Origin of the sequence: uncultured Polaribacter sp. (assembly GCF_947501385.1) — a bacterium.
Taxonomy (GTDB): domain Bacteria; phylum Bacteroidota; class Bacteroidia; order Flavobacteriales; family Flavobacteriaceae; genus Polaribacter.
Window position 1 is genome coordinate 148,432 of record NZ_CANMVP010000009.1, and the last position, 7,222, is coordinate 155,653.

The following is a 7,222-nucleotide window of genomic DNA, read 5'->3' on the forward strand; positions in this document are numbered from 1 at the left end:
TGTATTTTTGTCATTCATTTAATTTAATTTAATTTAAGGAAAAATGGAAAACGAATCTTTAAAAGTACAAACTCCTTTACGTTTTAATAAAGAACTTTTAAAACTTATCAAAGAAAAGGCAAAAGCAGAAAAGAGAAGTCTTAATAATTATATAGAATATTTGTTATACAAAGACGTAGGCAACATACCAAATTCAGAAACGATAAAAGCTATAGAAGAAGCACGTTCTAATAAAAACTTAGAAACTATTAGCGATTTGACTTCTTGGTTAGATGAAATATAAATAGTTCTTATGTATCAATTAACTGCAACAACAACTTTTAAAAAAGATTTAAAAAAAATAAAAAAAAAATCGCAAAGATTTTGAAAATACCGCTTTAGTTTTAAAAACTTTGGAATTGTATGGAGTTAATGGAATACCAAAAAACATGAAACCTCATAAATTATCTGGAGTATATAAAGATAATTGGGAATGTCATATTAAACCAGATCTTTTAATCATTTGGTTTCAAATTGAAAGTCCAAACAGTATAAAGTTAATCAGAATTGGTTCTCATTCAGATCTATTCAAATAAAACAAAAAATGTACATATACAACGTAACCATAAATATAGACGATACTGCTCATGATGAGTGGCTCACTTGGATTGAGTCTCACATTACTGAAGTTCTAAACACAGGCAAATTTACCTCTGCAAAATTCACGGAAGTTTTGGTGGATGAAGAAATGGGAGGAAGTACCTATTCCATTCAATATACAGCAAACACAAGAGAAGATTTAGACAATTATTATCAATTTGATGCAGATCATTTACGTTCTGAAGGATTGAAAAAGTTTGCCGACAAAATGCTGGCTTTTAGAACAGAATTACGGATTGTAAAAGAGTATTATCCAACGAGTGTTAGTAACTAAGGTTGTTAAGTAAGGTTGTTAAGCTTTGTTTAATAAGACGGGGCACAAGAATCTAAATTTAATTATAAGTAATTGTCTTCAACAGGCTAGACTGACAGTCGTTTTTTTAATTGAAAGATGGAGCTTCTAAAATATAGCCAGAAACTCAATTTAGAATCAATATGTCAAACTGAGCTTGTCGAAGTTGCTTCAAAACTTAAACTCATCTTTTTTTCTAAATTACTTCTTTAAAAACTCGCCTCAACACCAAAAGAGAAAGCACTAATTTTAGAAACACCTAAAGTATACTGTTCATATCCAGTAATAATTCTATAGTTATTAATATGATATTTAAGCAACAATTTTGTGTTTCTAACAGACTGTTCATTAATAGTAGACCATTTATGAGAAGCAGTTAAACTAATAGGTTTTGCTACAAAAAGTTCGCCTCCAAAACCTAATAAAAATCGGGTTTCATTTACATCATTAAAAACACTTCTAAATCCTAAACCAAACCAAGCGTCAAAACGTTGGATTCTAATCCTGTGATATTTTAATAATGCAGAAAACATATGAAAAGAATCATTGTCACCATTTACTTTCTCTAAAAACGTTGTGTAATTTACATCAACTGCAAATCGTTTTAAAAATCTAAAATCTACTCCAATATCATTTCCATATAAATTACTGCTTTCAACAAAAAAATGATTGTAAACATCAAATCTCGCAATGTTATAATTGGTTGAATCTGTATAGATAAAATTACCGTAATTTCTTTCTTTGTATGGATAGTTCGAAATTTCAGCACTGTGCATTCTTCCCTTTTTTTCCCAGGGAGATTCAAAAACAGCACCATAAACGGTATAAGCAGCTATGCCCCAAAGAATTCTTGCAAACGGATTTTCGAAATTATCATCGGTATTTACACTTGATGAATTCGATTTTTTAGCAGATTTTGTTCCATTATTTCCTGAAGTATTTTCTGACTTTAGGCTTTCTTTTGCGTTTTTTAATTTCCCCTCCTGAGAAAATCCATTAAAGCAAAATAGTGCAAATAATAGTGTAAGAAATAATACGTTTTTCTTCATTTGGTTGGTTTTTAAAAGTGGAAACGAACCAAAAATTATGCCGAATTTAACTGTATCTTTGTTTTAGAAGTATAAAAAGAAACAACTGTGTCTGTAAAAGCGAAAAAACATTTAGGTCAGCATTTTTTAAAGGATGAAAGTATTGCAAAAAATATTGCAGATGCTTTGACCGAAAATGGATATGATGATGTCTTAGAAATTGGCCCAGGAATGGGTGTTTTAACAAAGTATTTACTGCAGAAAAAACCAAAAATTACGGTCATGGAGTTAGATCGTGAATCTGTAGCATACCTAAAAGACGTTTTTCCTTTAGAACATCTTACTTTACATACTTCTAAAGAAAAATTTGAAATCATAGAAGGTGATTTTTTAAAGAAGGAAATTCAAGAAATTTTCCCTAAAAAACAAGTCGCAATTATTGGTAATTTTCCGTATAATATTTCTACTCAAATTGTTTTTAAAGCCATCGAGAATAGAGCATTTGTACCAGAATTTGCAGGCATGTTTCAAAAAGAAGTTGCCATGAGAATTGCAGAAAAAGAAGGTAGCAAAGTCTACGGAATCTTATCTGTTTTAACACAAGCTTTTTTTGATGTGGAGTACTTATTCACGGTTCCACCCACAGTTTTTGATCCGCCACCAAAGGTAGATTCTGGTGTTATTAGATGCATCAGAAAAAAAGATTATTCATTACCGGTAGATGAAAAATTATTTTTTAGAGTGGTAAAAACGGCTTTTAATCAACGTAGAAAGATGTTGCGTTCTAGTTTAAAAACCTTTCAACTTTCGGAAACGTTAAAAGAAGACCCTATATTTGCGAAACGTCCTGAACAGTTATCTGTTTCAGAATTTATTTTACTCACGCAAAAATTGGTAGAAAATGGCATTTGAAATTACAGATGAATTTATAGAAAACCTTGTTGGCCTCATCTATGGAAGTAATGATTCTGAAATAAAAAAATTATTTGCAGAGGTACATTATGCTGATATTGCAGAGGTTTTAGATGAAATAAGTTTTGATGAAGCTATTTATATTATCAAACTTTTAGACAGTGAAAAAACTTCTGAAATTCTTACAGAATTAGAAGAAGATATACGTGAGAAAATCTTAGAAAATTTGTCTGCAAAGGAGATCGCAGAAGAGGTTGGCGAGATGGATTCTGATGATGCTGCCGATATTATTGGTGAGCTTTCTGAAGAACGACAAGAACGTGTAATTTCTGCTTTAGAGGATGAGGAATTGGCTGCAGATATCAAAGAATTATTGTCTTATGAAGACAATTCTGCAGGTTCTTTAATGGCAAAAGAGCTGGTAAAAGTTTATGAAACTTGGACGGTTGCAGGTTGTTTAAGAAGAATTAGAGCACAAGCAAAAGAAGTTTCTAGAGTACATTCTATTTACGTTGTAGATAAGGAAGAAAAACTAATTGGTAGATTGTCTCTAAAAGATTTAATTACCGCTAAAAACGAACAAAAAATAGCAGAAATATACATTCCAAAAGTAGATGCAGTAAATGTTTCTGAAGATGATGAAGAAGTTGCTAAAATCATGGCAAAGTATGATTTAGAAGCCATTCCTGTGGTAAATGATAACAATGTTTTATTGGGTAGAATTACCATTGATGATATTGTAGATGTTTTAAAAGAAGAAGCAGACAAAGATTATCAAATGGCAGCTGGTTTAACCCAGGATGTAGATTCAGATGATAGCATCTTTCAATTGACAAAAGCGCGTTTGCCTTGGTTGTTTTTAGGTTTAATTGGTGGTATAGGGGCTTTTATCATTATGGGGCTTTTTGAAAATACCTTTGAAGAAAATGCAGTTTTATTCTTTTTTACACCCCTAATTGCTGCCATGGCAGGAAACGTTGGTGTACAATCTTCAGCAATTATTGTACAAGGTTTGGCAAACGATGATGTAAAAGGAAGTATCAATAGTCGTTTACTAAAAGAAATGCTCTTAGCAGCTTTAAATGGAGTGCTATTAGCACTGTTTCTTTTTGTATTTGTTTGGATTTATGAAGGAAAATTAAATACCGCTTTGGCAATTTCCGTTTCTCTTGTAATTGTAATTATTGTGGCTGGTTTAATTGGCACGTTTGTACCTTTGTTTTTAAACAAAAGAGGTATCGATCCAGCAATTGCAACAGGTCCTTTTATAACAACTTCTAATGATATTTTTGGAATCTTAATTTATTTTATGATCGCCAAAATGATTTTAGGAATCTAAAAAAACACTATTTTTTAAATATAAGAAAGCCTTTCTGTAAATACAGAAAGGCTTTCTCCTTTTTCTCTTATTTTAAATACAAGCCCCTACACTCATATTTGCAATAATCCCTTTTATAGTTATTGAGTTATAATAGCTACACTGCAAATGTACAAGCACTTTCAAAAAGAAAACTGTATAAAACCGCAGTTTAAAATGTGGATTTCCGCAAAAGCAGCGATTTATGTGGGTGTATCAATCAATAAGCCCTAATTCTTTGGCTTTTAAAATCAGATCGGTGTTATTTACTGCGTTTAAATCTACTCTTAAAGTTGCCAATTTTGTTTCTATAGAACGAAGTTTTAAAAGAGCACCATCGCCTTTTTTTATGACTCCTTCTAAATTTGCAAGTTTTGGATGATTTGGCAATTCTTTTAAAATCTGAAGCGCAACATCGTCCATTTGAATTTGAACAATATTACGTTTCATTATTTTTTGATGAATTTCGTGCGTATAATAGTAATCATTCTCTAACATTTTTTCGATTGCAAAACGCAGTTCATTGGCATCACATTTATTTTTTAACAAATATGCATTGGGGTTTAAATTATTGATGATATTGTAGACTCTATTGGTTTCTGTATGACCAGTAATGACACCAATTTTAATATCAAATTCATTATTCCGAATCGCTTTGATCAACTCTTCTCCAGAATCTAGATGGGTAGCTTCTGTAGCATTGTCAAAGCTTAAATCTGTAAAAAGTATTTGAAAAGGGTTTGTATTCTGATGCATTTTTATCAAATGAAAAGCTTCATCACAGGTATTAGTGGTTACCACATCAAAGTCTCCTACTTCTTGTAAAGAGCATAAGATTCCTTGAATTATTAGTTGATGATCGTCTGCAATTAATATTCTTGTTTTAGCTGCCATTTTTAGGGATTTCAATAGTTAGTATTGTTCCTTTTTCTACTTCACTTTTAATAGAAAAAATACCGTTAATTTCTTCTGTTCTTTCTTTCAAATTCTTTAACCCGATTCCGTTTTTCTTTGCAGCAACATCAAATCCCTTTCCGTTATCAGAAATTGTTAAGAAGAGTGCTTTTTTTGTTTGATTGAAAATCAAGTTTATATCCGAAGCTTTGGCATGTTTTTTAGCATTTTGAATGCTTTCTCTCGCGACTAAAAAGAACGTTCTTTTAATAGAATTATTGATGTCTTTCCACTGAATACTGTCAATGGCTTCCACTTTAATTCTAAAATCAATCTCAAAAAAATCAGAAACTAAATTAATCATTTGATCTTTAAAAGCAACCTCTTCAAAACTTTCACTACTTAATTGATGTGATAAATTTCGAACATTTTCTTTAATAACCTCTAAACTTTTTGCTTCTTCTAATTGATTTGTTTTTGCCAATTTTAAATGCAGCATTCTTATATCTCCAGCCACTTCATCATGTAAAGATTTTGCGATTTGTTGACGTTCATTTTCACGCACTTCTACTTGTTGTAATTTGGCTTCAAAAAGCATCTTTTTTCTTCTACTTAAAACAATACTTGTGCCAAAACCAATAAACAAAATACTTACCCCAGCAAGAAGCCAACCAATGGTTTTCTGTTGTTGTTCGCTTTCTATAAGCAGTTGATTTTTTGTATTTTCTTCTTTTAAACTAGCATTTTCTTTGTCTTTTTTCTCAGTTTCATATCTAATTTTAGCAAACTGATTTTTTAACGTTCGTTCTCTGTTATACAAACTATCATTCAATTGAATATATTCCTGTAAATACTTTTTTGATGCTTCACCTTTTGTTAATTCCGATAGTAATTGTAACGCTTCTAAAGTTCTTCCGTTTTCTTTTGATTCTTTTGAATATTTTAGGCCTTGATTCGCATAAAATAATGCTTTTTTTATATCACCTTTATCTTTATAATATTTAGCTAATAAGTTACTTGTAACACTAACGCCTTTTAAATCATTTGCTCCTTTTCTTATTTTTAAAACTTTACTATAGTTACTTACTGTATTTTTTTCATTACCTATTCCATAATTATTTAGCGTTAGGTTTTGTAAAATAAGCGCATATTTCAATGGGAATTTTTCTTTGATACTGTCAACATTTAGACCATTTTTAAAAAAAAATATCGCTTTTTTATAGTCTTTTTTTTCTTGATGTACTATAGCTACATTATTGTAGTAGTTTAATTTAGATTTGATAACATTGTCATTAACTTCATATTTATTTAAATAATTCAAACTCAAATCGAAATACCTTAAAGCTTCTTTGTATTCTTTTCTTACTTTAGCAATAAGACCCAAATTATTATACAAATCTGCTTTAATTTTATTTAGATTCGATTTTTCTAAATATTTTAAAGCTGTTATCGTTGTAATTTCAGAACCTAATAAATCTTTTTCATTAATTTGAATAACGGCCACATTCAACATCCTTCTCCCTGCTGTAATGGTGTCGCCAAGTCTTAATAAGATGTTTTTAGATCTATTGTAATGATAATAAGCGCTATCAGACACCTCTTTATATTTATAATAGGTGGCTATATAGAAATGAGCTTTCTGTACGCTTTGTAAATCATTTGATGCTACTGCATTTTGTTTGGCAATAAAACTGTACTTCTTCAAAGAGTCTAACTTTCTTTTTCTAAAATACATCAATGCAATTTGAATATTTGCATTAAATTTCAAACTATCATTTAAGTCTTTTGAAAACGCTGCTATTTTTATCGCATAACTTTCTTTTATCTCTTGAGGAAGCTGTTTATTGTTTATTTTTTTGAGGTAAAAATCCAGGGAATCTTTATTCTCATTCATTTGATCTTGAGAAAAAGAAGCAATTGAAAAGCCAAAAAAGAGAAGAAAGATGTACTTTTTCAAAGGGAAGTGCTTTAAATTTAAAAAACCTTAATAAAATTAAGGCTTTTTCATGAATACTAAATCAATATTATTGAGTTATACGTTTAGCTTCTGTTTTATTAATTTTTGATATACTGGCTTTTCTTCAACCATCCTACAAATCG

The 7,222-nt window shown here is 30.2% G+C and carries 8 protein-coding genes; 5 read left to right on the forward strand and 3 right to left on the reverse strand.

The genetic code is table 11. From position 1 onward, the window contains the following. Window positions 1–43: 43 nt before the first annotated feature. The 3 genes from Q0998_RS07925 to Q0998_RS07935 all read left to right on the forward strand — a co-directional run bounded on the left by Q0998_RS07925 (window position 44) and on the right by Q0998_RS07935 (window position 913). Window positions 44–283: a hypothetical protein gene (locus Q0998_RS07925; RefSeq protein ID WP_299668562.1), complete on the forward strand. Its 240-nt coding sequence runs from the start codon at window positions 44–46 to the stop codon at window positions 281–283. 115 nt (window positions 284–398) lie between these two features. After that, window positions 399–575 (forward strand): type II toxin-antitoxin system mRNA interferase toxin, RelE/StbE family, encoded by a 177-nt coding sequence (locus Q0998_RS07930; protein ID WP_299668565.1) that lies wholly within the window; start codon window positions 399–401, stop codon window positions 573–575. Between the two features lie 8 nt (window positions 576–583). Beyond that, window positions 584–913: a DUF4286 family protein gene (locus Q0998_RS07935; protein ID WP_299668567.1), complete on the forward strand. Its 330-nt coding sequence runs from the start codon at window positions 584–586 to the stop codon at window positions 911–913. Between the two features lie 227 nt (window positions 914–1,140). On the opposite strand, the gene Q0998_RS07940 is transcribed toward Q0998_RS07935, so the two are convergent. Further along, on the reverse strand, window positions 1,141–1,980 hold the full coding sequence (locus Q0998_RS07940) for a hypothetical protein (protein WP_299668570.1): 840 nt from the start codon (window positions 1,978–1,980) through the stop codon (window positions 1,141–1,143). Between the two features lie 87 nt (window positions 1,981–2,067). Here Q0998_RS07940 and rsmA point away from each other — a divergent pair, with 87 nt between their 5' ends. Together rsmA and mgtE are read left to right on the forward strand one after the other, a co-directional pair. After that, complete coding sequence (gene rsmA / locus Q0998_RS07945) at window positions 2,068–2,871, forward strand: 16S rRNA (adenine(1518)-N(6)/adenine(1519)-N(6))-dimethyltransferase RsmA (protein WP_299668573.1); 804 nt, start codon at window positions 2,068–2,070, stop codon at window positions 2,869–2,871. Beyond that, on the forward strand, window positions 2,861–4,210 hold the full coding sequence (mgtE, locus tag Q0998_RS07950; protein ID WP_299668575.1) for a magnesium transporter: 1,350 nt from the start codon (window positions 2,861–2,863) through the stop codon (window positions 4,208–4,210). Before rsmA ends, mgtE begins: the two co-directional genes overlap by 11 nt. A gap of 234 nt (window positions 4,211–4,444) precedes the next feature. Here mgtE and Q0998_RS07955 read toward each other — a convergent pair whose 3' ends face one another. Beyond that, window positions 4,445–5,122, reverse strand: a complete 678-nt coding sequence (locus Q0998_RS07955) for a response regulator (protein ID WP_299668578.1) — start codon at window positions 5,120–5,122, stop codon at window positions 4,445–4,447. Next, window positions 5,112–7,079 carry an ATP-binding protein gene (locus tag Q0998_RS07960; RefSeq protein WP_299668581.1) on the reverse strand — a complete coding sequence of 656 codons (1,968 nt, stop codon included), beginning with the start codon at window positions 7,077–7,079 and terminating at the stop codon, window positions 5,112–5,114. The genes Q0998_RS07955 and Q0998_RS07960 overlap by 11 nt, the downstream gene beginning before the upstream one ends. Between the last annotated feature and the right edge of the window lie 143 nt (window positions 7,080–7,222).

What these genes read in the sequence shown, in the direction of transcription:
- mgtE (WP_299668575.1), top strand. Translation starts at nt 2,861, where the DNA reads ATGGCATTTGAAATTACAGATGAATTTATAGAAAACCTTGTTGGCCTC.
- Q0998_RS07940 (WP_299668570.1), bottom strand. Translation starts at nt 1,980, where the DNA reads ATGAAGAAAAACGTATTATTTCTTACACTATTATTTGCACTATTTTGC.
- Q0998_RS07925 (WP_299668562.1), top strand. Translation starts at nt 44, where the DNA reads ATGGAAAACGAATCTTTAAAAGTACAAACTCCTTTACGTTTTAATAAA.
- Q0998_RS07935 (WP_299668567.1), top strand. Translation starts at nt 584, where the DNA reads ATGTACATATACAACGTAACCATAAATATAGACGATACTGCTCATGAT.
- Q0998_RS07955 (WP_299668578.1), bottom strand. Translation starts at nt 5,122, where the DNA reads ATGGCAGCTAAAACAAGAATATTAATTGCAGACGATCATCAACTAATA.